This is a genomic window from Paenibacillus baimaensis, assembly GCF_025567575.1.
Window position 1 is genome coordinate 214,083 of the sequence record NZ_JAOQIO010000095.1, and the last position, 21,830, is coordinate 235,912.

A 21,830-nucleotide genomic window follows, 5' to 3' on the forward strand; every position below is an offset into this window, starting at 1 on the left:
ATAGACATTTTCAAAGCTTTTTTCCATCACTTCTTGCAATTTGGCATGCACTTCCGCTTCCATCCAGTCTTAGCCTTTCTTTTTGTGCACCTTTCAGCATTTTATTGTGAAAAAAACGCTTTTTGATGCTGGAACACGAGCGGAATTTGCACAAGGGAGCCGTTTCTGTTTTTCAACAGCTGGAGGGCAATATGTTGTTCCTCTCCGTTTACGGACAAGCCTTGTGGATTGAGCAGCATAATCACATCAGCTGATGCTTCCACACCCTCAGGGATAGATATCGGAATATTATCGCCCACAGGCATAGCGGCAATGACAGTCACGTTAGCTTCCTTGGACCATTGTTTTAATGCATACGTAATCATCGTATTTCTTTCGGCTGCTGTTGCCGGAAGTGATTTTCCGCCTACAATCGGCACACGCTGCAGATGATCGATGAACACGACTGGCATTTTGCCTACGACCATCGCAATTTTACCTATGGAGGCAATTACTTTTTCCAGTGTCGTTTCCATGGAGCATTCGAGTGTCCACAACATTTTGCTGATCGGGATATACTGGGCATTGGCCGCGCCGATTTGATCAGGGTCGATTTTACCGCTCATCACAAGCTGTGGTTCCACGCCAAGAATACGCGCAATGCTTCTTGCCCACAGCTCAAAACCAGTCATATCCCACGACACATAAATGACAGGAGTCCCGTCAAGTGCAATATGATCGGCCATTTGCTTCATCAGCATGCTTTTTCCGATGGACGCAGCCCCTGTCAACAAATATAGCCCACAACCAAATCCGCCGAACAAGGCTTCATCCAGCTTCGCAATACCGCTCGGCGTGCCGGAAACTTGTCCACGATAGCGTTTCATATATTCCTCGGTATAAATCGTGATATGATTCGAGTCCGGTGCCACGGGTACCATCATCGTATCCTCCATCGTTTGATTGAGAATTTCGATGAACGTTTCCAACGGGTTTTGCGCTCTGACAAAAAAGTCATTCACATCACGGATCGTTTCCGGTAAATGGACGATATAGGTTTCCTTGGCTGCTTGCTGAAGCATCGTTTGAATTCTTACACTTTCCCGCCGTCCCAACTCATCGTTACCTATGCAGATAAATACACGTTTATCTTTTAAGAGCTCGACATGTGTTTCTTTAAATCCGAGCCAATAAGGGACGCTCACCCCTGGCAGCCTCGCTTGTGCGAGACTTAACACATCAAATACGCCATTACACAAAATGACGTCCTCTGTGTCCTCCAGTATCTCCTCGTTGAACATAAAATCCTCACCGGTCAGTGATTTGTACTTCGGCTCCCGATGGTCGATGGATCTTCCAATCAAATCAACTGTTACCTCTTGCGCATTCGTCACGGGAATAATAATCCGGTTTTCAAAATAATCGCCCCATTGATGGGGACTCACATAAAAACCTATTTTGCCAGGATCAAAACCGATCCGAAACATTTCAATCGTTTCCTGCTCGATTCCTCGTTTGCCAAGATAGTATAACGCATCCTCACGAAGCTGTTTTTGATAATACACGACCATTTCTTCCAGATTCAAGGCTGATTTGGACGTCCCCATTTGGTTGATAGACATGATGCCCCTCCTGTATTGTAAGCAATAAAAAAAGCACTCACAAAAACAATACTGTTTTTGAGAATGCGTCGTACAGTTTAACCCTTTGACACTATTTGAAATGCGTGCACAGCACATTGATGGCATCGGCCGCTATCACCGTTTTGCCATAAACCTCAAGAACAGATCGGGTTACCGAAGCAGCATCGCCATATTCGGACAAGACGGCGATAATGGATTGATACCCACTCTCTTCCATATCGACAGCATCAAGCTGCAAATACCATTTCTCTTTATAAGAAAATAAAATGCCTCCATCAGTGAGCAAGGGTTGAATAACCTTTGCCATACGCAGCAAATCTTCAAAATCGTGAAACACATAAGAGATCTGATCCGTTTGTTCAAGAGTCACTTCAAGCTCATACATTTCTTCTACTTCTTCATCAAACGATTCCGAAGTATGATGAAATTCCATCTTGCCGCGTGTCACAATGACGACCATCCCTTGAGCGGGTAGGGCAAGCACTTCAACAGCTAATGGCCCTGTAGGGTCAAAGCCCAGTTCAGCGTATGCTTGATCCATCATGTCACTGAACAACTCATGAACTCTGGGAATTTCTCTCCACATGTCGTCCTTTTGAATACCTCGCTCCGTCAAGTCGTCGAAAGTGAGAAAAATCCGTATCTTGTCCTGACTCAAACGCTCCATTTTCATACAGGATTCCTCCCTTGCCGCCACTATTAATAACAGCTTATGAAGTAAGCTTAAAAAGGTGAATAAGCTTCAAGCTTGTATTCAATTATATGAGTATTATATCACAACATAACAATAAATCTATTGTGGCTATAAAAAAAGAAAGGCACGAACAGGAAAATCCCCGTTCATGCCTTACAATCCCTTATTTAACGCCTGTTTTACTGCGTCTGATACTGCTCTTTATGCTTGCTATCGCGCAAAATTTCATCAACAGTTGCCTTCAAAGCAGGCTCTTTGTTAATGATTTCCTCAACGCGTCCTAACCCGGACCTCTCCGTGCTGCCGGATTTATTCGCATTATGACTGGCAGACTGTTGGTTGCTGCCATTTTTATTTACGTTATTGCCTATAGACTGGTTATTGCTGCTAAAGGAGGACATCAACATCGACCTGCTCTTGCCGCTCAAATAGACAACTGCCGCTGCACCTACAAGTCCGCCAAGTAAAAAAGACCCTACTCTCATAGTCATCCCTCCATCTATTTAGTTACGATACTTATTTTTCACTATGTACTTGCGTTCCATGCATGATAAAATCAGGAAACACCCAAATTCACATAGAACAGGAGTACTTCTACCATGATAAAAAAAACGCTGATGGGCCTCACGGCAGCAGCACTACTGGCTTCAGCCACAGCTTGCGGGTCCACTACGCAGCCTGCTGCATCAGCCACCCCGCCAACCAGCAGTGTCAGCCCAGCTCCCACAACTCCCAAGCCTGCTGAGAATAGCAATACGCCACCAGTCACGCCAGCAGAGCCTGCTAAACCTATACAAACAGCACCAGGAGGTACGACGCCAGCACCACAGACACCTTCCACACCACCTCCGGCAGCAGTACCACAAGCAACTGCCAAGCTGTACAAATTAAATCCCAAATCCTATGATATTGTGCCGATTGATTCTGCCGCGGCAAATAAAAACGTTGTATTGTTAACCTTTGATGATGGCCCCAAGGACAAGGACATGCTTGAACCCTTGCTTGAAACATTGGACAAGCATCATGCCAAGGCGATTTTTTTTGTAAATGGATATAGGGTCAAGCAAAAGCCCGAGTTGATCAAGCTCATCACAGACCACGGACATATGATAGGCAATCATTCCTGGGATCATATTGATTTGAAAAAAGAAAATAAAGACAAGATCAATCAGCAAATCGGAGATGTGCAAAAGCAGATTACGGAGCTGACCGGAAACGCACCCCAATTTTTCCGACCCCCTTTTGGATCAGGTGGAGATCTGGTCCGGGAAAAGGTGAAGCAGGAGAATATGCTGTTCATGACATGGTCCAACGGCTCATTGGACTGGGAAATGACCACCAAGAACAACAATCCGGACAAAGTAGTCAGCAACGTGCTTGAGCAGCTGCGGCCAGGCAGCAATATTCTGATGCACGAGCTGCAATGGACCGTCCAAGCCATGGATAACCTGCTGACACAGCTGGAACAGAAAAATTATGGCTTCGTAGACCCCGCAACGATCGATACAACGTTATAAGCTTAACAAAAAGGTGAACCCTCAGCATCATCGCTGCTCGGTTCACCTTTTTGTTAAGACTCTCCTTTTACACGCTGCCAGCCCCATAACAATAAACCGGCTACTAACAATATAAACACCCACAACAATGACAAGTAAAAAATTCGCAGCCATCTGTCGCTTTCCGCCGGGTGAACCACTTTTCTAGGGGGCAGAAACGTTTCATCCTCGTCTGTCTCTGTTAGAGGTGTTGTATCCTCCTGGGCTTGCTGATTCGGTTTTATGCTGGAACTCATTATTTCTCTCTCCTATAACGAATGATACAACCCATAATCAAATCAATCATAAAATGCGCAATAATCGGCGTCCATAGCGAACCTGTTTGTATGTAAATCCATCCAAGTCCGTAGCTGATCCCGAATACCAGACCCGTCATCAGCCAGTGCTGCAGGTACCGTATATGAATCGCGGCAAATAAAATACTGGTCCAATAAGGCCCCCACGACGCTTGAATCGCACCCCTGAATAACCATTCTTCACAAAAAGCGACAACAAATGACAGCACGATAATATGCCACAAGGGTCGATTCTTAAATATCAGCTCATTGATGCCCCCATCATCCGTAACCTCCGGAGGAACCCAATTCGAAATCAGCACATCAACGATCAGGACAACAACAGCAAATGCAGCCCCCCATACAAGCAAAAGCATTCCCTGATTTAGTGAAAACATTTGCTGAAACCAAGGTTTTTGAAAAAGCATGATGATACAACCCGCCGCAAATACGAGAAACTGCGTGATATATACATTGAGTACGACGGTACGTTCATCAATAGTCGTTATATCCAGCTTCTGAAACTTAAATTGCCTGAAATTAAATTTTTTCATCTATTATTCCCTTTTTCGACATTATCACCTATACTATCATTAGAAAATAAACGAGGTGCCTTGGCTATGAACAAACGATTGTCACGTTATGATTACTTGTTTGCATTAACCTTTATTTTTATGCTTGTTTTAGCTTTAGGGACTTTTTTCTTCGGTCTTCGAATGGGACAAGAACGTGCCACAGCCAAGTATGAGGAGCTTCTATTCAAAAAAACAGAAGTCCAGAATGGGTATTCCGCTTATCATCAACAGTATCTGGTGTCCTACTATCATACCATTTATCAGCCTTACAGGGAATTTCACATGAAATGGTTTGAAAAAATGAACGAGCTTGAGACGAACCGTTCCTCAGACGCTTCAGCAATTCTCAAGGACCTCGGCTTGCTTGCCAAAGAAAAGTATAGCGAGCTCAGCAATAAGTCAATGCCAGATTCTTCCCCACTATTGCAAGAAGGACTGCAAAATTATTTGAAAAGCTTAAAACTGTTCAGTGAGGCGCTGGGTAACATCCAGGGAAAAGCCAACAGTACTCCCAGTTATGATCTTGTTGCCGAAATGAATAAAGATGCTTATTTGGTTGAAGCCAAAAAATTCTCACTGTCTGCTCAAAAAGATTATTACGATTCCATCATCAAATGGAATTTGGCTGATAATCCGCAGCTGAAGCAGGTCGATGTTAGTAAACCTTTGTCTCTCAAGGATTGGACCCCTCTGAGTTTAAGCATGAAGAATGAATACATATCCAATGCATTATTGAATGGCAAGTTGTTCAAACTATATACACCTCAGGACCTTTCAAGCCGAATTGATGAAATGGTAAGCTCGGGACAATCGAGCAAATTAAACCTGGCAGATGTTCAGCAGGTTATTGATCTCCTGAATGCTACAGATGCCGTCCGCTCTGGAGATTTTATCCGCAATAAAAACCGGTTATATCCGAATGAAATCTTACCGCAGCTCCCGTTCTTTTTTACACAAAATTAAAAAAAAGGACACCGATCTGAAAGCTTTTGAACAAGCTGTGACAACCCCATTACCCCTATTGACATCGCCTTTGGGGTCATGTTACGCTTATGAAAATTCAATTTGTTACAAAACGTTGACGGAGAACCTGTAACACCTTTAATGCACAGAGAGCCGATGAACAGGTGCAAATCGGACATTAGGGTTTACAAGAGAGCACTCCAGAGTTGCTGTTCTGAATGCCGCCTGAATCTCGTGATTCCAGACGTCTGTAGGTGCAGCCGGTTAGAAACCGTTACATTTCTGAGTCCTTGCGGCTCATGAGGCTGTTTGTGCAATCAGACAGTGAATTAGGGTGGTACCACGAAAGTAACTCTTCGTCCCTTGTATACGTTTAACGTACGAGGATGGAGAGTTTTTTAGTTTGTCTAGAAAAAAGTGGAGGTTGGCGTACATGTACAAAGTATTAGTAATGGATGGAATCAGTGATTTGGGAATTCAACTGCTTAATGATGCAGCAGACGTGACAGTGGACAAAAAAATCGGCTTATCGGAAAGCGAATTAATCGAGATTATTGCTGATTATGACGCATTGATGGTAAGAAGCCAAACCAAAGTGACCGATAACATTATGGCTGCTGCTCCTAAGCTGAAGGTTGTAGGACGCGCAGGCGTTGGTGTAGATAACATCGATCTTCAAGCAGCTACCAGCCGTGGTATTGTTGTCATCAATGCTCCTGATGGAAATACAATTGCAACTTGTGAATTGACATTTGCTATGATGATGTCTGTAGCACGCTCCATTCCACAAGCCTACAGAAAAACCGTCAGCGGTGAGTGGGATCGCAAAACTTTCGTTGGTGTTGAGCTGCGTAATAAAACGCTGGGTATTCTTGGCATGGGTCGTATCGGAAGTGAAGTTGCCAAGCGCGCCAAAGTTTTTGGTATGAACGTGATTGGCTATGATCCTTTCCTGACTGAAGAACGTGCTGAACAAATGGGTGTTAAGCTCGGAAGCGTGAATGAAATCGCAGCGCAAGCTGATTTTATTACGGTGCATACACCATTGACTCCAGAAACGCGTCATATCATTGCCCGTCCTCAATTCGAACTGATGAGAAAAGGTGTACGTATTATTAACTGTGCGCGCGGCGGCATAATCGATGAAGCTGCTTTGGTTGAAGCTATTGATGCCGGTATCGTTGCTGGAGCTGCTTTTGACGTATATGAGCAAGAGCCGCCTCAAGCCGATCACCCATTCCTGAACAATCCCAAAATCATCGTCACCCCGCATTTGGGTGCATCTACGGTTGAAGCTCAAGAAAATGTAGCTATTGACGTATCCGAAGAAGTGCTTCATATTTTACGTGATGAGCCTTTCAAAAATGCTGTTAACATGTCTCCGGTTCCACCAGCGGTGTTAAGCAAACTACAGCCTTACTTCAACCTTGGTGACAAGCTTGGCAAATTTATCGGTCAAACTACCGAAGTTGCGATCAGAGAGATCGTGGTTAATTACTCCGGAGATTTGGCTGATGTAGACACAGCACCGTTAACTCGTTATATCGTACGCGGTATCCTGGCTAACCAACTGGAAGGTGTTAATATCGTAAATGCGATGCACCTTGCCAAAACTCGTGATGTGAATATCGTGATTCAAAAATCAGCAGCTACACAAACCTTTACTAATCTGGTTTCGGTTACGCTGAAAGCCAAAAACGAGGTACGTGTTGTTGCTGGAACCCTGCTAGCAGGATATGGCGAGCGAATCGTACAAATTGACCAGTACCCGGTCGATATCGCACCAAGCGGCAATTTGCTGCTCATTTCTCATAACGACAAACCCGGCATCATCGGTAAAGTAGGAACCCTGCTTGGCAACAATGATGTTAACATCGCTACGATGCAGGTTGGCCGTAAGGTTGTTGGTGGCTCGGCCATTATGGTCCTGTCAACGGATAAAAAGACGCCTAAGGAAGTTCTTCAACAGCTTATCCAATTGCCTGAGCTGACCCATGTGAATGAGCTCACACTGGATTAAGATCCTGTTCGACTGTTTCACGAACAACAAGAATAATCTTGTTCGTTCAACATAAAAAGAGAGCTTCCGATACGTTATCGGAGCTCTCTTTTTATGTTGTTATCATTTTAACGGGAAGCAGCACAGAAAATGTCGTTCCTTGCCCCACAGTACTTTTAACCGCGACAGCGCCTTGATGCGCCTCTACCAGGTTACGAACAATCGATAAACCGAGTCCGGTTCCCCCTGTTGCACCGCGTGTACGGGCCTTGTCCGCTTTGTAAAAGCGTTCAAATACATAAGGCAGATCACCCACAGGAATCCCGATACCTTGATCGATAATTTCGATCAGAACCGCAGCTTCATCCTTGTAAGTGTGCCGCTCAGCACGCATGACGATTTCTGCTTGAGCAGGCGTATGCCGTATGGCATTATCCAATAAATTCGTCAGCACCTGTTCTAACCGATCTTCATCGGCTTGGTACAGAATCAGCTCTTCTTCTGGCAGCTCATAGCTCATCAGAATGCCTTGTTCCTTCGATAGTGCAGCAAACTTGCGATGCATGCGCTTGATAAAGCTCCGTACCTCCACCACTCGAAAATGCAGCTCGATATTACCGGTCTCCATCCGTGCCAAATCCAATAGGTCTCTGACCAGTCTGCCCATTCGAAGCGATTCCTCATGGATGACCTGAGCCAGCTCCTGTCGTTCTTCAGCGGAACCTGCGATATCATCAAGCAGCGCCTCGCTGTAGCCCTGAAGCATCGATAATGGCGTACGAAGCTCGTGAGATACATTGGCTACAAAATCCTTGCGCAGCTTGTCCAGCCTGAACTCCTCTGTAACATCCCGCAAAACCGCAACCACACCGCGCACGGCCGCACGAGCATACAATGGGGTCATGACAACGGACCATACCTCGTTTTGAACATGCAGCTTGGAAGTAATTTCTTTGGCTCCTGTAATGACTTCGTCAAACAACATTCTCATCGGCTCGGGAATGACCGAGCTGTGCTGTTGAAGCACAGGTAGCATGGATTGCTCTGATTCGCCATCGATCCAGTGGATCTGATTCCAGTCATTGACGATTTTATCGCCCTGAGGATTAGCCAGAATCACACTTCCATCCGAATCAAACGTAATAACAGCGTCTGTCATACTGCGTAATATACTGGATAAATGCTCTTTTTCATGGCTGAGCGCCTTAATCGTATCCGATAATTCCTCACCCATGCGATTAAATGTTTTACCCAGCTCACCGATTTCATCTGATGAGGTGATAGGTACCCGGGTCCCATATTCCCCAAGCGAAATTAAATCGGCTGCTTTTTTGAGCTTAAGTAAAGGCTGAGTAATCTTCGTCAGCAGAAAAAAAGCAAAAAAAGTAGTCATTAAAAAACCGATCAAGGATACGTATGCAAATAATCGAATGACATAAGCCTGTGTCGCTTCTACTGATTGAGCCGCCTGATACAGTATGGCTGCTCCGATAATTTTTTGCTGTGTCGAGTCCATCAAAGGAACCGCTACAGCTGAGTATTGGCTGTTCATCTGCTGTCTGCTGCCAGTACTGTTAACAGTTTGATTATCAATCGTTTCTCCAGCAAACACCCGCTTCAGCATGACAGCCGAAAAAAAATCATCATATTGCAAATTCATGGAGTTCGGCTTCTGGGACGATAACTTCATCGGCTTCAAGTCAACATCAACGACAAACACCGTTGCATCCTGGGCACTTAATAGGTCATTGACCAAATCGATATAACGCTCATCCTCATTGTGTAAAGCAATGCCGCTGGTCACCTTCTGGCCCAGCTTTCGTAAATTCTCGATCTGATCCTGAGATTTGGGAAAAGACGTTTCCAGATATTGACTGAGAAACAAGCCAAGCACGAGCAGAACAACAGCAACAAGTCCGATTATAGTCAGCCATAGCTTACCTACGATACCTTTTAAGCTAAACACGTTACTTTGGCACCTCAAGCTTGTATCCGACGCCCCACACGGTTGTAATCATGGAAGCAGCCTCCGGCGACACTTTATTCAACTTTTCACGCAGCCTCTTGACATGCGTGTCCACCGTTCTCAGATCCCCAAAAAATTCATAATTCCATACGTCCTTCAACAGCTCTTCCCGTGAAAATACTTTGTCTGGCGATACCGCCAAGTAATGAAGCAGCTCGTACTCCTTGGGAGTCAGTGCAACCTCTTGTCCACCCGCGCTTACCCGATGCGCATCATGCTCAATGATGAGGTTAGGAAATACAATATTGTTGCTCGAATTAACTTCCTTGGATAAATAAGCCGTCACCGAGGATCTTCTCAGGATCGCTTTGACCCGATAAATCACCTCACGTGGACTAAACGGTTTTACGACATAGTCGTCTGCACCCATCTCAAAGCCTTGTACCCGGTTCGTTTCCTCACCCTTGGCCGTAAGCATAATGACCGGAGTTGATTTAACTTGCCGCAGTCTTGCACACACCTCGTTACCATCAATACCTGGCAGCATGACATCAAGCAATATTAAATCGTAATCGGTTTCAAGTGCTTTTTTCAAAGCCGTTTCGCCATCTTCCGCTTCATCGATAATGAAATTTTCTTTCTCCAGATACATGCGCAGCAAACGGCGAATCCGCTCTTCATCGTCGACTACCAAAATTGTCATTTTAACATCAGACATCGGCTTTTCAACCCTCTCTGTTCTATTGTTATATATCCTTAATTACGCGTTCTTCGCGGCTTGATTAATATTCTTTTTACTATGAAATGAGTTTACAAACATAGAGTTTTTTGAAGTTGGTTTACGTGAATTTTATTCATGCAGGGGTATGTAGGGAAAGGGAATGGTATGGAAAGTGAAACGGCCGCCTTTGAAGTTCAATTGGTTACCTCATAAAATAATATGCCTTTCACGGGGTCCCCGCAAAGTATTCGGAATTCGCTTCGAAGGCTTTTCTTCACTTTGTGGGGTGGAGCCGCGGTGGAATACCATCCCTTTCTCGGAATAACCGATAGCCTGAATGAAAACCACGGGTACTTTCAGAAATCCCTCTAAGCCCCCGAATACGAATGCAATCCTGCGATAACCAGATTAACCCCAACCAGCGTAAACATAACGACCATAAAACCGATCACGGCGAGCCAGGCTGAACGTTTACCCTGCCATCCTTTTGAAAACCGTAAATGCAAATATGCAGCATAATACAAGAAGACGATCAGTGCCCATACTTCCTTGGGATCCCAGCCCCAGAATCGGCCCCATGCCTCAGCAGCCCAGATCATAGCAAAAATCAAAGCACCCAGTGTGAAAATCGGATAACCTATCGCAATCGCCCGATAGCTGATTTCATCAATGTCTTCAAGATCAATGCCTTTCAGCAATGGACTGATTGCAGCCCCTAACGGCTTACGGGCAATCAGACGAAGTAATCCATAAAGAATCAAGCCTCCAGCAATAGACCAAACCACAGTATTGAGCTTGCGACCGGCGTTCGATCCCTTCATCCATGATGGAGCCTCGAATGGCGCCTCAGTCATGCCAAGAAATGGCTTCATCTCCACCTGTTCCCCTTCAAAAGGCTTGAAGATCGGTGGCAGCACATAATCAACATTTTGCTTAATGGTCTGCTCCACGCCATCCTTACCCGTGTAGAGCACATCGTTAGCGAATCTGGCATGATAGCCGGATGCATTAAAACCAAATATGGAAATGACAAAAGCAATGATCATGACCAAGGAAAATATCGTAACCTCAACTCCACGCTGCTCCTTGCGATCACCTTTCTCCTTGCTATCAAAATTAACACAGCGCAGCAGATACATCAAACCAGCAGCAAAACCGACTGCAAAAAATGCTTCTCCAAATGCCGCTGTCGTGACGTGAATCTTCAGCCAGTAGCTTTGCAGAGCCGGGATAAGCGGTTGTACGTCCTTGGGAAATACAGATGCGTAACCAATAATAATGATTCCGATCGGCACTGCAAATACCCCGAGCACAGGCGCACGATATATAAAGTACACCACGATAAAAGCAACAATGATCATCATTCCAAGAAATGTCATAAACTCATACATGTTGCTTGTAGGTATATGTCCCGCTTCATACCATCTTGTAAAGAAGAATCCCGCATGACCGGCAAGTCCGATAATAGTGGCTCCTATCGCATAATTACCCCATTTTCGCGTATGCTCGATAGGATTATCCTGAGCCCACTTCCTGCCGAGGATGGCAATAACGAACATCAGAAAAGCCAGGTTATAGACGATGAAACCGATTAGTAAAAACGAACTGCTTGTCATTATGTGACCACTCCTGTTTCCAACGATTTGGGATCGGCTTCAATTCCCGATTTATGAAGAACCTGGGCGACTTCCTGACGAATGCCAAACCAGTTTTTGTTTGTATGAGCGCCAAGAGACAGCCGTCCGTCATCGATTCGAAGCCAGATACGACGATGATGCCAGTAAAAGCCCATAACCAGCCCTATCATGGATATCGCAGCCCCCACCCAAATATATGGCATTGCACGATCCACACGAATATTCAAATAACTGATGTATTCTGAAAACTGCACATCGGCCATAGAATTAACAGAAAGCTCCAGCTTGTTTCCAATCTCGCCATTGATGTCATCCTGACGGAATGTAACCTTGTCTACCTGTCTTGGAAAGTAAAGGTAGGGCACACCCTCCGCTGCTACTTCGGGACCTGTAATCGAGAATATAAATGCCGGCATCTTGGGGTCCTTGGACTTCGTCATCGGAACCCCTTTTTCATCCAGTCCAAAATCCGGGAAATATGCTTTTACCTTTAAAGTATAAGGTCCAACCTGATAGCTGTCTTGAGGCCTTGTCATCGACAAGTCCAGGCTGCCGTATGCAGTACCGGTTTGTTTGTCCTTGAGCGTAGGCTTTACGGAAATCAGCATCGGTGATTCCTTGAAGTCAAATTGGTAAGCCATTAATCCTTTATACTCAAGCGGTTCATTCACAATAATATTTTGACGGTGAACCTCCTCAAGCACAGGCTGCTTGAAAGGATCATCACAATCGGCTTTACATGTGTATAAGACCGCGTTCGTTTCGTATATTTTGGGTACTGCCTGATCTTTGGCACGAAATCCTTCAGACATCTCATTCGCATCATAATATTCCAATGTGAATTTTTCATTTTTCAGGTAATACGACGTTTCAGGAATTTTGACAACTTGTCCCTCAGGAAAAGCGACATGCTGGTCCATATGCCAGCCTGGTATACTTCTCATCAGAATGGCCAGCAAAAAAATAATGAGTCCGATATGGTTGATATAAGGTCCCCAGCGGCTAAACCGATTCTTTTCCGCCAGCAGTGCGGTACCTTCTGTATGTACTCGATAGTGCTTTTTCTTCAATTGCTCAGCAGCTTGTTGAACCCAGGCTTGCTCCTCTGCCTCAGAAGATGCGACCTTGTGAGGAAGATCACCGCTATAGGAAACCTTTTGACGTAAAATGAATTTAAGATGTTTTCGGATTTGCTGCTTGGATAGAGCTCTGTAAAGCGGCAGTACCCTATCTAGGCTGCAAACGACAAGCGAGGTTCCTATCATTAATAGGAGCCCGATAAACCACCAGGATTCAAAGGTATGCGACAATCCCAGTAAATAATAAATCTTCCCTAACGTCCCGTACGTATCTTCATAATAGGTCGAAGGGTCAAAATTAAGAAATGAATTTTCCTGCGGATAAATCGTGCCTACTGCTGAGCCCAGCAACGTAATGATGATCATATAGATTGCGATCTTAACGGAAGAGAAGAAATTCCATACCTTGTCAATTACATCTGGATTGGCTTTTTGGGAGCGTCTCGCCACTCCATCATAACGCATTTCAAGTGGCTCCGTGCCAGCCTCTTCATAGAGAGGCTTTCCACAGGCTTCGCAAAGTACGGTCCCGACATGATTCAGGTGACCGCATTCACATTTTGTGTTTTGAATCATGGGGCGCCTCCTGAGCTTTCTTTCTTACTGTCTAGCAATGGGTTCTCATTGTAATGATCAATTATTTGGGAGCAGCTTGGGTTGAAGCTTTGATCGATTCAAGTGTCTTTTCAATAAAAGCCTCACTCATCTCCCCGACCATAATCTTGGCAATCTTGCCGTCTGGAGAGATAAAGAACGTTGTCGGATAATTGCTGACACCGTATCGCTTGCGCGTTGCTTCGTTGTCATCCAGCAAAATCGGAAATGTGATTTTATATTGGTCAACAAAGCTTTGCACGGTTATTTTACTTTCACCGAGATTTAAAGCAAGAAACTCTACATTTTGTGTGTCCCGCTTGTCAAATTGATGTTGAATGGCAGGCATTTCTTCCTTACAAGGCGGACAGAAGGTGCCCCAAAAGTTAACCATCACCGTTTTCCCTTTATAATCAGACAGTGTATGTTTCTTACCATCCAATCCGGACAAAGTAAATTCAGGCGCCTTGGAGCCTTCGACCGGTCGTTTATCCGTGGCATACAAATTATTGAACAGCGTCAATGCACCGATCACTATGGCAATGGCAAAGATCGCCAACTGTATCCATCTTTTATTTTTGCCCATTGATGTTCACTCCAAACGGAAGCTAGTCAGTTTAGCTTTATTTTCATTATAGCTAACTTTAATGCCAACGCTTATTTGTCTTTTTGAATTTTATGTGTCCTTAGCGCTTCCTCGGTCAACTCTTTGATTTCTTTGGCTTCGAGATGGCGGAATTTCCCCCGTGGAACTCCGGTCAAAGCTATAGGTCCGAATTGTACACGCTTGAGCTTGATTAAAGGAAATTGGATGGCATCGAACATACGGCGAACCTGGCGATTACGTCCTTCATAAATAGTAATGGAAACAATGGTTTCCTTTTTAGCCGGATCAATATCGTAATAATCCACTTCTGCAGGTGCTGTCATCCCATCTTCGAGCTCGATTCCATCACGCAGCTTGTCCAATAACGAACCATGTGGAACCCCTTTTACCGTGGCATGGTAAGTACGCGGCACATGATGCCTTGGATGCGTAAGCAAATTGGCGAATTCTCCATCATTGGTCAGCAGCAGCAAGCCCTCAGTATCATAGTCAAGCCGACCTACCGGGTAAATCCGTTCCTTGATATCCTCCAGAAAGTCGGTTACGATTTTCCGTCCGCCCGGGTCCGAAGCACTCGTAATAACCCCTTTTGGCTTATTAAATAGCACATATACTTTTTTCTCCTGCCTGATCTTGCGGCCATCTACGGTAATCACATCTTTGCTGGCGTCAACCTTAACTCCAAGCGTTGTCACAACCTCATCGTTAACCTGAACACGTCCAGCCGTTATCAATTCCTCACACTTACGACGGGAGGCTACTCCCGCTTCTGCCAATACTTTTTGTAATCGTTCCATTAGTCTCCATTCACCTCAAACCTAATGATACTCATCCTACAGAGAAATCACAAGTTGCTCAGGCGAAAATCTGTGTCAGTTCTAAGCAAATACCAGATAACAAATAAAAATGGAAGCAGCGAAACCGACTGCATCCGAGATCAATCCCACTTTTAGCGCATAGCTTGCCTTACGGATGCCTATCGCTCCAAAGTAGACAGTAATCACATACATCGTAGTATCGGTGCTCCCCTGAATCGTGGATGCTATACGTCCGACCATGGAATCGGGGCCAAACTGCTGCAGCAGATCTGTGGTAAAGGCGAGTGACCCTGCCCCCGTAATCGGACGTAAAATAGCCAGCGGCAGCACCTCGCTTGGAATACCTATCATTTCGCAAAAGGGTTTCACCCAATTGGTCATCAGCTCCATGGCACCCGAAGCTCTGAATATGCTGATTGCTACCATCATGCCTACCAAATGCGGGATGATTCTGATCGCGGTATCAAAGCCATCCTTAGCCCCGTCCACAAAGGATTCGTAAACGGGTACCTTACGATACAAGGCATAGAGGGGTATAAAAACAATGATCATTGGAATCGCCCAGGCTGATATCAGATTAACGAAGGCGTACATAACGGAATCATCCCTTCCCTATCGGTTGTTAACATTAGTGCTGTATGGAGTTACGTGCGCGGTACCATCTATCTACAAAAATAGCCGCGAGGGTTGACACAAAAGTAGCCATTAAGGTTGTCCCGACAATCTCGGCCGGGTTTAAGGAATTGAAGTTCATTCTGATCGCGATCAGTGTTGTCGGGATCAAGGTAATGCTCGCCGTATTCAGAGCCAGCAGTGTGCACATAGCCGGACTCGCTGTCTCTTTATTGCTGTTCAGCAGCTGCAGCTCTTGCATCGCTTTGATCCCCATGGGAGTTGCTGCATTACCCAAGCCCAAAATATTTGCCCCCATATTGGACATGATGTAGCCCAGAGCCGGATGGTCCTTAGGTACACTTGGAAACAGGAACCGAACGATCGGACGCAGCAAAGAAGCCAGCAGCTTCAGTAATCCCGCATCCTCGGCAATACGCATGATCCCAAGCCAGAATACCATGATACTAATCAAACCAAAGCATACGGTGACCCCGCTTTTCGCACCATCAAAGGTCGCCTGTGTAACCAGCTCGATATTCCCTTGCGCCGCGGCGACGCCAACACCAGCAACAATAAAAAATAACCAGATAAAATTTACCATAGGTCAACTCCCATCTCGGATGATTATCCAACAGTATCCGCTAGACAATGATTACCCAACACGTCCCGTAAATAGGGTACGGACTATAAATTGAACGATAAACAGCCATTTATCTGCGTATGAGGCTGTATCCGACTGCGACTGATCAAACGAAAATGCAGAACGTTCCTTCAGCTTCAATCTCGGGCTATCCTTCGGGAACAATGGAACACCTCCGATTTCCTGTCCGTTTAATGTATAAACCAGCCTGCCCACATCACCCAGACGGAAGCTTGCCGAATTGGCATCATTTAACTCCACCCGATACGAATAATGTCCCTGTTCTGATTCCTGTGTTGGATACAGGAACTCTTTACCCGCTACCCACTCTGTTCCTTCAATCCCATCTCCCTTATTAACTAAAGGCAGCAGCGGATAGTTGGCGAAGCCGTAGTCCAGCAGCTTGGCATGATCGGCCCAATCATCCCCATCATTCAAGGTGACCACTGCCAGCTGCTGTCCGTCGCGTGTTGCCGAAGAAACCAAACACCGCATAGCCAGCTTGGTATAGCCTGTTTTCACCCCATCGGCACCATCGTAGAGCTGCAGCATTTTGTTTTTATTCAACCATGTGTAGTCCCATGACTCATTTGGATTGGGGGCTTTCTTGAGCTTGGTTTTTACAATTTCCTGAAATTGCGGATTGCGCAGGGAATATGCGGCCAATTTGGCCATATCATTTGCGGTTGAATAGTGCCCAGCCTCATCCAATCCAGATGGATTCTTGAACGAAGAATGCTCCATCCCGATCATTCGTGCTTTCTCATTCATCAAATACGCAAAGCCCTCAACAGTACCTCCAACATGCTCGGCAATCGCCGTTGCCGCATCGTTGCCTGAACGCAGCATCATCCCATACAACAAATGGTGCAGGCTCATTTCTTCATTAAGCTTCAAATAAATCGAAGAACCTTCCTTTCCAAAAGCATTCTTGCCCACCTTCACTGAATCCGACAGCTTCCCCTGTTCCACAGCTACAATCGCCGTCATGATTTTAGTCAAGCTGGCGATACGCATCTGCTTGTCGCCCTGTTTGCTGTACAATACCCGTCCCGAGCGTACATCAATTAAGGCAGCCGTTTCCGCATGGGTTGAAATCGCTGGAGCGGCTTGCAGCACTGGTGATGGGGCCCATATCGTTACCAGCAGCACCGGCAACAATAAGAGCACAACGTTTTTTTTCATAAAAGGGTCCTCCTGCCAACATAGGTTCAATTATGGACATACCGATCTTGTACATGTATATGCGGGTCCTGTCCCATTATATGTCCTCTTCGAAAGCCGCAGCTCCCGTCATTTGCGGAGCGCAAAAAAGACCCTCAGGACTTTGCAGGTCCTTAAGGATCTTAGTTGACTACGGAATAATAGCAGTATTCATGGCATCTCTACTTCACTAACAAATACGGTTAGCTGCTTCGATAAATCTACCTCATAGGGCTGTGTAATCTTCTCTCCATCCGCACCTTCCATGATGCGAATAGTAGGTCGCTGCGGGATTGCAGGATTAATAACAACAACAACCCCCTTCTCGCCTGTGCTCAGCTTGACACTGAGTCCAAGCGGATAAATAGCCACGTTATCCCGAAATAAGGCAACCTTCTTATAATCATATAAAGTCTCCACACCCGAGAACAAAATTTCCATCGCCTGATGCGGCAGCATAGCCAATCGATACGGACGATGTGTGGTCATGGCATCATAGCTGTCTATGATGGCGATCAGCTTGGCGTAATCATGAATCTCATTGCCTTTAATTCCTCTTGGATAACCACTGCCATTCTCCCGCTCATGGTGCTGGAACGCACAGTGAGCAGCCAGTAAAGGCATGTTGGGCTCGTCTTTTAGCAGCCGATAACCGAGCTCCGCATGCATCTTGACCTCGGCAAATTCCTGAGGCGACAGCTTGCCCGGCTTTTTGATAATATCCTGATTAATTTGCGTTTTACCGATATCATGAAGTAGTGCACCCATACCAAGTACAGCAATTTCTTCACGATTGTAACCGTTAGCCATTCCAAGCATCGTCGCGTAAATACATACGTTAAGCGAATGGTTGAATACATAATTATTCAGAACATTCATATTTAACAGCATGATGTGCGTACCTTCACGCGAATCCAAATCTTGCATGATCATTTTGATCACATTGCCAAATGCTCTGCCCATAAACGCATTTTTCGAAAATTTACTTTTGCTGTTCTCTTCCATGGCTTTTCTGAATTGGGTTTTGATTTCGGCCAAAGCCTTCATTTTCGTTTCTTGACTTATCGCGTCTTCAACTTCGATATCATCGGTATCCCTGTCTTGAATGTAAACAAAGTCGACTCCAAATTGTTGCAGCCGATTAATTAAAGCTTGGGTCAGCTCAACACGTTCATTTAATAAAACAAGCCCGTCTTCATTATAAATACATTTAGCAAGCTTCATTCCCGGACTACAAGACCGTGTAGGCAATAACCGCACCAAGAAAACCTCTTTCATCAAATTCTCTCAAAATTTTCATTAAATCCAGATAAAATAAATATAAAAGAAACCTGCAAAAAGAGCAATCTATTTTCCTTAATAAATAGGTAAAGCTGCCCATCATTACGATGAGCAGCTCTTTATAGATCTTGGTATAAGGCTGTGGACCTACTAAATTAATAAAGCAAACTTTAGACAATATAATTTGGATTGTCTGATGGATTCGTTACACTTATCGTTCCGCTTCCAGCCTGATTATGGGTAGTGGAATTCAGTCCACCCTTCATCATGCTTTGAATACGATCGACAACACTAGGTGCTGCATCAATCAGTCTTTCCAGCAAATGCGTTTGATTGTCCAATGGAACAATCTTGACACCTTGTTTACCTACGACCAGAAAAGCAATAGGTGTGATTGATACGCCTCCGCCGCTACCTCCGCCAAAAGGAAGTGAAACCTGAGCATTCGCTCCATCGTGACGGCCCGCTCCCGAAGAATTACCGGATGCGGAATCTTCTTGACCGAATTCGCTGCCACCTGCCGCGAAGCCAAAACCGACTTTTGAAATCGGCATAATCACGCTACCATCGGGAGTTTCCACCGGATCCCCCACGATTGTGTTGACATCGACCATTTCCTTGATGTTTTCCATTGCCGTCTTCATAAGACCTTGTATGGGATGCTCTGTCATCATTGGTTGTGCCTCCTTGTTGTGTACTGGATTCCTCAAACATAAGGAAATCAACGCAAGTATAGCTTAACCGAAAAGCGGTATTACTATGTAAAGCAAACTCGCCCTTCACGCTTTAAACAACACTCTTCGCCAAGTCTTCAAACCACCTTTTATTTTGAGAATCCTTGTCAATAAACGGATCCCGGCAATAAGGATGAACCACATACTAATTTGAAGCTTTACCAGTACCTCGGTCGAAAATCGGGTCTGGTTATACTGCGGAATGACTTGCAGCTTCGGTCGTGCATCCAGCTTGATATAACGGGACAAAAAACCGAGCATCGTCGATTTCAAACCCCATATCATGCCGGTTGCCATAGCGGTTTCAGGAGCATCGCCAATACCGACAGAGGTTTTCCAGTCAAATTGAATGCACCTGACGTGGGTTAGCGTAACCGTCAGCCATTCGTGAAAATGAAAGCAGTTCCTCAACAGCTCTAATGCATTATCAAAACTTTCTTTAATACTGCGCTTGGTGATTTTCTCTTCTTTTACGCTGATCACCTGATGTTCCTTCTTATCAATATACGCAGCCTCAACATTAACTCCCTCGACAAAATTTTTAAACTGGATAAAAGGAACCGCGATTCGTTTCTTGAGCATCCCGTACAGCCCATGAATATCAAACGTGATATCATCATCCTGTGCTTCTCTTACAATCGTTAACCGGCATCTAATGGGACTTGAGAGAAGCGCCACTACCGCAACGATCACAGCAGCTATAACCCAATAATTCAATATCGCTCACCCCTCATTTTTAATATTAAAGCCTGAAAAAGCAAAAAACCCCTTATCGCAGAAGCTTAAGCTTCTTTTCAGGAGTTAGTATAGCCCTATTTGATTAAATCATTCCAGTAGCCTCGTCGATCAAAATTATTCACTTTCGGTTACATCCTCAAAGGAGATTTGATGCCTTTCCCCATTATCCAGTTTACTGAACAACAGGCGAGTCTCCTCTTCCAAATTGTCATCATTCTGGAACAGCGAAGATTCCGGAAGCTCCTCAATCGTACCCAGTGCAAAGTAATCCAGAAACGGCTTTGTGGTTCCATATAATATCGGCCGACCAGGAGCGTCTGCACGATCGACTTCCTTGATTAAATCCTTGGCCACGAGTGTATGCAAGGCTCGTTCAGCCTTGACGCCACGAATCTCTTCGATCTCCACCCGGGTTATCGGTTGTTTGTAAGCGACTATTGCCAGGGTTTCCAAAGCAGCCTGTGACAAAGATGAGCGTGAAGGGGAATAGGCAAGCCGTTCAAAATATGGCGCATGGGCTGGAAGCGTCGTTAATTGGTAGGTTCCGGCGAGCTCAACAATTTGCAAACCTCGCTTGCTGTTCCGTAAGTCTCCTTGCAGATCCCCTATCAAATTACGCACAACATCCGTACTAAGTTCCAACACCTCAGCAAGCTGCTTGGTATCCAGACCCTCGTCTCCAGCGACAAATAGCAAGCCTTCAATAACTGATTTCATCTGTTGAAAATCCATCCGCCTTTCCTTCCTCTCTTGCCTGTATGACGATATCCTCGAAAAATCGGTGCTGATAGCACACGATCATTTTCATCTTCATCAGCTCCAGTAATGCCAAAAAGGTAGTGACAATACTTTCCCGCGAATAATCACCATCGGTTAATTTGGAAAACAATATTTTGCCGTCTGCTTCCTTTAACCACCTTACTACATCTTTCATTCGATCTTTTACCGATATTTCATCCTTGCGTATTTTGGTAACCATGTTTCTGCTGGCCATACGCTGCATAGCCCTCTGAAAAGCGTATACAAGATCAGAAACACCGAGTCCTTTAACTGGATTCTCGACGATTTGATGAATATATGGTGATAAGTCCTCAGGCTCACGGGTATAGATAAGCTTGCGTTCAAGTTCTTTGTCACGCAAATGGTCGGCAATCGCTTTATATTTGCGGTATTCGATCAGTTTTTCAACCAGCTCGGAGCGCGGATCGTAATCTTCGTCGAACAAGTAATCGTCATAATCGTCCATCTCAATGATAGGAGGCTTTGGCAATAGCATCTTGCTTTTGATAGACAGGAGTGTAGCAGCCATTAATAAGAACTCACTCGTCAACTCCATCTCCAGCTCCTGCATCGTATCGAGATAGCTCATATATTGGTCGGTAATCTCTTTAATAGGTATATTATAGATATCAACTTCGGATCGATCAATCAAGTGCAGCAACAAATCAAGGGGGCCCTCAAACTTGTCAAGCTTATACGTAACCTTGTCCAACCGTCGTTCCCCCTTAAAATG

At 45.0% G+C, this 21,830-nt stretch carries 22 protein-coding genes and 1 other annotated feature; of the genes, 3 read left to right on the forward strand and 19 right to left on the reverse strand.

Annotated elements, in window-relative coordinates:
• Positions 1 to 101: 101 nt before the first annotated feature.
• From OB236_RS27245 to OB236_RS27255, 3 genes are all read right to left on the reverse strand, one after another.
• A complete protein-coding gene (locus tag OB236_RS27245; RefSeq protein ID WP_262686760.1) occupies positions 102 to 1,601 on the reverse strand; it encodes a DnaB-like helicase C-terminal domain-containing protein in 1,500 nt (499 codons plus the stop codon).
• 91 nt (positions 1,602 to 1,692) lie between these two features.
• The gene (locus tag OB236_RS27250; RefSeq protein ID WP_076227663.1) at positions 1,693 to 2,295 is read right to left on the reverse strand and encodes a genetic competence negative regulator; all 603 of its coding nucleotides are present in this window, start codon (positions 2,293 to 2,295) and stop codon (positions 1,693 to 1,695) included.
• A 200-nt stretch (positions 2,296 to 2,495) separates the two neighbouring features.
• Positions 2,496 to 2,801 carry a hypothetical protein gene (locus OB236_RS27255; RefSeq protein ID WP_262686761.1) on the reverse strand — a complete coding sequence of 102 codons (306 nt, stop codon included), beginning with the start codon at positions 2,799 to 2,801 and terminating at the stop codon, positions 2,496 to 2,498.
• A gap of 114 nt (positions 2,802 to 2,915) precedes the next feature.
• On the opposite strand from OB236_RS27255, the gene OB236_RS27260 reads away from it, so the two are divergent.
• Positions 2,916 to 3,833 carry a polysaccharide deacetylase family protein gene (locus OB236_RS27260; RefSeq protein ID WP_262686762.1) on the forward strand — a complete coding sequence of 306 codons (918 nt, stop codon included), beginning with the start codon at positions 2,916 to 2,918 and terminating at the stop codon, positions 3,831 to 3,833.
• A gap of 53 nt (positions 3,834 to 3,886) precedes the next feature.
• Here the strand turns inward: OB236_RS27260 and OB236_RS27265 are convergent, their stop codons facing one another.
• Together OB236_RS27265 and OB236_RS27270 are read right to left on the reverse strand one after the other, a co-directional pair.
• Complete coding sequence (locus OB236_RS27265) at positions 3,887 to 4,108, reverse strand: hypothetical protein (protein WP_076227669.1); 222 nt, start codon at positions 4,106 to 4,108, stop codon at positions 3,887 to 3,889.
• Positions 4,108 to 4,701 (reverse strand): CPBP family intramembrane glutamic endopeptidase, encoded by a 594-nt coding sequence (locus OB236_RS27270; RefSeq protein ID WP_262686763.1) that lies wholly within the window; start codon positions 4,699 to 4,701, stop codon positions 4,108 to 4,110. The genes OB236_RS27265 and OB236_RS27270 overlap by 1 nt, the downstream gene beginning before the upstream one ends.
• A gap of 66 nt (positions 4,702 to 4,767) precedes the next feature.
• Here OB236_RS27270 and OB236_RS27275 point away from each other — a divergent pair, with 66 nt between their 5' ends.
• Together OB236_RS27275 and serA are read left to right on the forward strand one after the other, a co-directional pair.
• Positions 4,768 to 5,685, forward strand: coding sequence for a hypothetical protein (locus tag OB236_RS27275; protein WP_262686764.1), 918 nt, complete (start codon positions 4,768 to 4,770; stop codon positions 5,683 to 5,685).
• A gap of 106 nt (positions 5,686 to 5,791) precedes the next feature.
• Positions 5,792 to 6,052, forward strand: a binding site (T-box leader).
• 66 nt (positions 6,053 to 6,118) lie between these two features.
• Positions 6,119 to 7,705 (forward strand): phosphoglycerate dehydrogenase, encoded by a 1,587-nt coding sequence (serA, locus tag OB236_RS27280; protein WP_262686765.1) that lies wholly within the window; start codon positions 6,119 to 6,121, stop codon positions 7,703 to 7,705.
• A gap of 91 nt (positions 7,706 to 7,796) precedes the next feature.
• Here the strand turns inward: serA and OB236_RS27285 are convergent, their stop codons facing one another.
• The 14 genes from OB236_RS27285 to OB236_RS27350 form a co-directional block, all read right to left on the reverse strand.
• Positions 7,797 to 9,650, reverse strand: coding sequence for a cell wall metabolism sensor histidine kinase WalK (locus tag OB236_RS27285; protein WP_262686766.1), 1,854 nt, complete (start codon positions 9,648 to 9,650; stop codon positions 7,797 to 7,799).
• Between the two features lies 1 nt (position 9,651).
• The gene (locus tag OB236_RS27290) at positions 9,652 to 10,368 is read right to left on the reverse strand and encodes a response regulator transcription factor (protein WP_076227680.1); all 717 of its coding nucleotides are present in this window, start codon (positions 10,366 to 10,368) and stop codon (positions 9,652 to 9,654) included.
• 371 nt (positions 10,369 to 10,739) lie between these two features.
• The gene (gene ccsA / locus OB236_RS27295) at positions 10,740 to 11,987 is read right to left on the reverse strand and encodes a cytochrome c biogenesis protein CcsA (protein WP_262686767.1); all 1,248 of its coding nucleotides are present in this window, start codon (positions 11,985 to 11,987) and stop codon (positions 10,740 to 10,742) included.
• Positions 11,987 to 13,663 (reverse strand): cytochrome c biogenesis protein ResB, encoded by a 1,677-nt coding sequence (gene resB, locus OB236_RS27300; protein ID WP_076227684.1) that lies wholly within the window; start codon positions 13,661 to 13,663, stop codon positions 11,987 to 11,989. Before resB ends, ccsA begins: the two co-directional genes overlap by 1 nt.
• A gap of 61 nt (positions 13,664 to 13,724) precedes the next feature.
• Positions 13,725 to 14,267: a thiol-disulfide oxidoreductase ResA gene (gene resA, locus OB236_RS27305; protein WP_076227686.1), complete on the reverse strand. Its 543-nt coding sequence runs from the start codon at positions 14,265 to 14,267 to the stop codon at positions 13,725 to 13,727.
• A 71-nt stretch (positions 14,268 to 14,338) separates the two neighbouring features.
• Positions 14,339 to 15,085: a pseudouridine synthase gene (locus tag OB236_RS27310; RefSeq protein ID WP_262686768.1), complete on the reverse strand. Its 747-nt coding sequence runs from the start codon at positions 15,083 to 15,085 to the stop codon at positions 14,339 to 14,341.
• An 81-nt stretch (positions 15,086 to 15,166) separates the two neighbouring features.
• Complete coding sequence (locus OB236_RS27315) at positions 15,167 to 15,700, reverse strand: spore maturation protein (RefSeq protein WP_076227690.1); 534 nt, start codon at positions 15,698 to 15,700, stop codon at positions 15,167 to 15,169.
• Positions 15,701 to 15,734: 34 nt separating this feature from the next.
• Positions 15,735 to 16,322: a nucleoside recognition domain-containing protein gene (locus OB236_RS27320; protein WP_076227692.1), complete on the reverse strand. Its 588-nt coding sequence runs from the start codon at positions 16,320 to 16,322 to the stop codon at positions 15,735 to 15,737.
• Between the two features lie 51 nt (positions 16,323 to 16,373).
• Positions 16,374 to 17,546 carry a D-alanyl-D-alanine carboxypeptidase family protein gene (locus OB236_RS27325; protein ID WP_262686769.1) on the reverse strand — a complete coding sequence of 391 codons (1,173 nt, stop codon included), beginning with the start codon at positions 17,544 to 17,546 and terminating at the stop codon, positions 16,374 to 16,376.
• A gap of 189 nt (positions 17,547 to 17,735) precedes the next feature.
• The gene (locus tag OB236_RS27330; RefSeq protein ID WP_317259387.1) at positions 17,736 to 18,788 is read right to left on the reverse strand and encodes an HD-GYP domain-containing protein; all 1,053 of its coding nucleotides are present in this window, start codon (positions 18,786 to 18,788) and stop codon (positions 17,736 to 17,738) included.
• 227 nt (positions 18,789 to 19,015) lie between these two features.
• The gene (gene ytfJ / locus OB236_RS27335) at positions 19,016 to 19,516 is read right to left on the reverse strand and encodes a GerW family sporulation protein (RefSeq protein ID WP_076228361.1); all 501 of its coding nucleotides are present in this window, start codon (positions 19,514 to 19,516) and stop codon (positions 19,016 to 19,018) included.
• 108 nt (positions 19,517 to 19,624) lie between these two features.
• A complete protein-coding gene (locus tag OB236_RS27340) occupies positions 19,625 to 20,296 on the reverse strand; it encodes a DUF2953 domain-containing protein (RefSeq protein ID WP_262686771.1) in 672 nt (223 codons plus the stop codon).
• Between the two features lie 135 nt (positions 20,297 to 20,431).
• On the reverse strand, positions 20,432 to 21,049 hold the full coding sequence (gene scpB, locus OB236_RS27345) for an SMC-Scp complex subunit ScpB (protein ID WP_262686772.1): 618 nt from the start codon (positions 21,047 to 21,049) through the stop codon (positions 20,432 to 20,434).
• Complete coding sequence (locus OB236_RS27350; RefSeq protein ID WP_262686774.1) at positions 21,018 to 21,809, reverse strand: segregation and condensation protein A; 792 nt, start codon at positions 21,807 to 21,809, stop codon at positions 21,018 to 21,020. Before OB236_RS27350 ends, scpB begins: the two co-directional genes overlap by 32 nt.
• Positions 21,810 to 21,830 lie beyond the last annotated feature (21 nt).

Coding starts and splice junctions, on each gene's coding strand:
- OB236_RS27310 (WP_262686768.1), bottom strand. CDS start 15,085: ATGGAACGATTACAAAAAGTATTGGCAGAAGCGGGAGTAGCCTCCCGT.
- OB236_RS27275 (WP_262686764.1), top strand. CDS start 4,768: ATGAACAAACGATTGTCACGTTATGATTACTTGTTTGCATTAACCTTT.
- OB236_RS27270 (WP_262686763.1), bottom strand. CDS start 4,701: ATGAAAAAATTTAATTTCAGGCAATTTAAGTTTCAGAAGCTGGATATA.
- ytfJ (WP_076228361.1), bottom strand. CDS start 19,516: ATGACAGAGCATCCCATACAAGGTCTTATGAAGACGGCAATGGAAAAC.
- OB236_RS27255 (WP_262686761.1), bottom strand. CDS start 2,801: ATGAGAGTAGGGTCTTTTTTACTTGGCGGACTTGTAGGTGCAGCGGCA.
- serA (WP_262686765.1), top strand. CDS start 6,119: ATGTACAAAGTATTAGTAATGGATGGAATCAGTGATTTGGGAATTCAA.
- OB236_RS27290 (WP_076227680.1), bottom strand. CDS start 10,368: ATGTCTGATGTTAAAATGACAATTTTGGTAGTCGACGATGAAGAGCGG.
- scpB (WP_262686772.1), bottom strand. CDS start 21,049: ATGGATTTTCAACAGATGAAATCAGTTATTGAAGGCTTGCTATTTGTC.
- ccsA (WP_262686767.1), bottom strand. CDS start 11,987: ATGACAAGCAGTTCGTTTTTACTAATCGGTTTCATCGTCTATAACCTG.
- OB236_RS27325 (WP_262686769.1), bottom strand. CDS start 17,546: ATGAAAAAAAACGTTGTGCTCTTATTGTTGCCGGTGCTGCTGGTAACG.
- resB (WP_076227684.1), bottom strand. CDS start 13,663: ATGATTCAAAACACAAAATGTGAATGCGGTCACCTGAATCATGTCGGG.
- OB236_RS27250 (WP_076227663.1), bottom strand. CDS start 2,295: ATGAAAATGGAGCGTTTGAGTCAGGACAAGATACGGATTTTTCTCACT.
- OB236_RS27245 (WP_262686760.1), bottom strand. CDS start 1,601: ATGTCTATCAACCAAATGGGGACGTCCAAATCAGCCTTGAATCTGGAA.
- OB236_RS27320 (WP_076227692.1), bottom strand. CDS start 16,322: ATGGTAAATTTTATCTGGTTATTTTTTATTGTTGCTGGTGTTGGCGTC.
- resA (WP_076227686.1), bottom strand. CDS start 14,267: ATGGGCAAAAATAAAAGATGGATACAGTTGGCGATCTTTGCCATTGCC.
- OB236_RS27265 (WP_076227669.1), bottom strand. CDS start 4,108: ATGAGTTCCAGCATAAAACCGAATCAGCAAGCCCAGGAGGATACAACA.
- OB236_RS27330 (WP_317259387.1), bottom strand. CDS start 18,788: ATGAAGCTTGCTAAATGTATTTATAATGAAGACGGGCTTGTTTTATTA.
- OB236_RS27260 (WP_262686762.1), top strand. CDS start 2,916: ATGATAAAAAAAACGCTGATGGGCCTCACGGCAGCAGCACTACTGGCT.
- OB236_RS27315 (WP_076227690.1), bottom strand. CDS start 15,700: ATGTACGCCTTCGTTAATCTGATATCAGCCTGGGCGATTCCAATGATC.